We start from the raw sequence: 2,180 nt of genomic DNA on the forward strand, positions 1-2,180 counted from the left end.
AGCGCTCAATTTTTAGACGGGTAATGCAACGTCTCGATCAAGACCTAAATTGCAGGACTTATTCGCAGTTTCCCTAGTAATCGATAAAAATAGTTCACTGCCGCACAGGCAGCTTAGATAATTGAAAAGTTAACAACACAATTTGAATGTGTATGTTCCAACTGGTTTCGATTTCCTCGATTCAATCTGGTAAAGCCTTTCGGTTTTATCTGATCATCAATCACCGCTACGGGTGAAGCGCGCTATCACGCGCGCATTTTTGTTGTGACGTTCAGGTGCGACGTTCACGGCAATGTGGTTACATTTTAACGGTGTAGTTTGCAAATTGGCGCTTGCGGCAAAAGCAACTAAAATGTACATACACATATGCGTTTTTCATTTTGATACCGCGTAGTCGATGAGGCTGCAACCATAGCGCTTTATGGGGTCTACCGGCTTTTTTGTCTCTTCTGGTCTAAATGTAAATAGCTACTCTAATATCATCTGGCTATCGTTATTCGGGGCGTTAAATTTGTTTACGTGTAAATGGAATAGGAATAATGGAGCGCTAGGTGCGGGAATAATAATACTGCTAATGGCTGTGCTGCTAGCACCTGCAGTTAACGCCAACACGAATGAAACACTTGAGGTCGCTTACAGTTTACGTAGTGCGGATCCCGCCGAATCATCTAAATTGCTAAGCACGTTAAATCGTGACGCATTAACCAACGCTCAGCGCGACAAATATGATTATTTACACGCCTACTCCAAGTACATTAATAACGATTTTGAAACTGCGGTTGCTGAACTAGAAGTTTTAGCTGTCAATGCATCGTCTGTTGATATGTCCATGACGGCTAAATCATTTTTACTAGCGTTAAGTGGTGGGTTGCAGCAGTGGGAAAGAGCCTTCGATTTGCTCGAAGAAATTTTACCTAACGTCAACAAACTCGAAAGTCTTGATGCGCAAGAAAGCGTGCATTTAGGGATCATTAATTTCTATTTGCAAGCGGATGAAAACGATTTGAATGCGCAATATATTAAGCCGTTGCTGAATAAACCTTATGGTCTTAGGTTTAGATGTAACGCTTATTTGCAGTACTATAGCTCGCTTCTTGAATCCTCTACCTATGAAATTACAGAAGAGATGTTCGAGGAAGGGAACAGGGTTTGTAAAGACTTGGAAGAACCCCTCATCCAGATAGCAATACAGGGAATGCTTGCGCGTTTTTATCTCTATTCAGAAGAATATGACCAAGCGATGGCAGTGGTAAACCGCTATTTAGCGAAAAGTGAAAGTCTGGTTTATAAACCGGTCGCTCATGAATTCTACGAATTGAAGAGTCGTCTTAGTGTGCTGCAAGGAAATAACGAATTGGCGCAGTACTATGCCAATAAAATCATCAAAGAATCGCCGCCCGATACCATCTCGGTGTCAATTGTTGAAGCCCATAAAATTTTGTACGAAATTGCTAAAGAGCAAGGCCAGTATGATGATGCCTTACTTCACTTTGAAAATTATTTTCAAGCTAAGTCGCGTAATATGAATCGCGAACATGCAAAGATATTGTCGATTCAAAAAGCAAAACAAGAACTGAACGACAAATCGCTGCAAATCTCATTGCTGGATAAAGAAAACTCACTATTAAAAACTCAAGCTTTACTGGCTGAACAGTCGGCAAATAACAGAACTTTAGTTATCTTTTTGTTGTTTCTCGTCGTGTGTTTTATGGGAGCATGGCTATATGCTAAGCGTGTTAACTATAGGGTGCTGCAGAAAGTTGCCAGAACCGATGGATTAACGGGTATTGCCAATCGACGTTATTTTACATCGGCAGCAAATCAGATTATCGAGCGCGCGAAGCTCGAAAATAAGGTGGTGAGTTTTGTCATGTTCGATTTAGATAACTTTAAGCTCATCAACGATCAATTTGGCCACTCCTCAGGAGATGATGCACTGATTTTATGCGTTGATGCGGTAAGGGGTGTACTTCGAGAAAACGATTTATTTGGTCGTTTAGGTGGCGAGGAGTTTGGCATATTACTACTAAGTTGTAACGCGCCATTGGCGTTGAAACTTGCCGAAGATTGCCGACATGAAATTGTCTCCAAGTGTCGGCAGAAAAACTTAGGTTATTCTGTGAGCGCGAGTTTTGGCATTGTGAGCTCTGATAAATGCGGTCTCAAATTCGATGCTTTAT

The 2,180-nt window shown here is 41.4% G+C and carries 1 protein-coding gene; it reads left to right on the forward strand.

The genetic code is table 11. The features are described 5' to 3' along the window. Positions 1-421 precede the first annotated feature (421 nt). A partial coding sequence (locus V5298_RS18240) for a GGDEF domain-containing protein (RefSeq protein ID WP_332932858.1) occupies positions 422-2,180 on the forward strand: 1,759 nt, incomplete at its 3' end.

This window comes from Alteromonas sp. 14N.309.X.WAT.G.H12, from assembly GCF_036697315.1.
Taxonomy (GTDB): Bacteria; Pseudomonadota; Gammaproteobacteria; order Enterobacterales; family Alteromonadaceae; genus Alteromonas.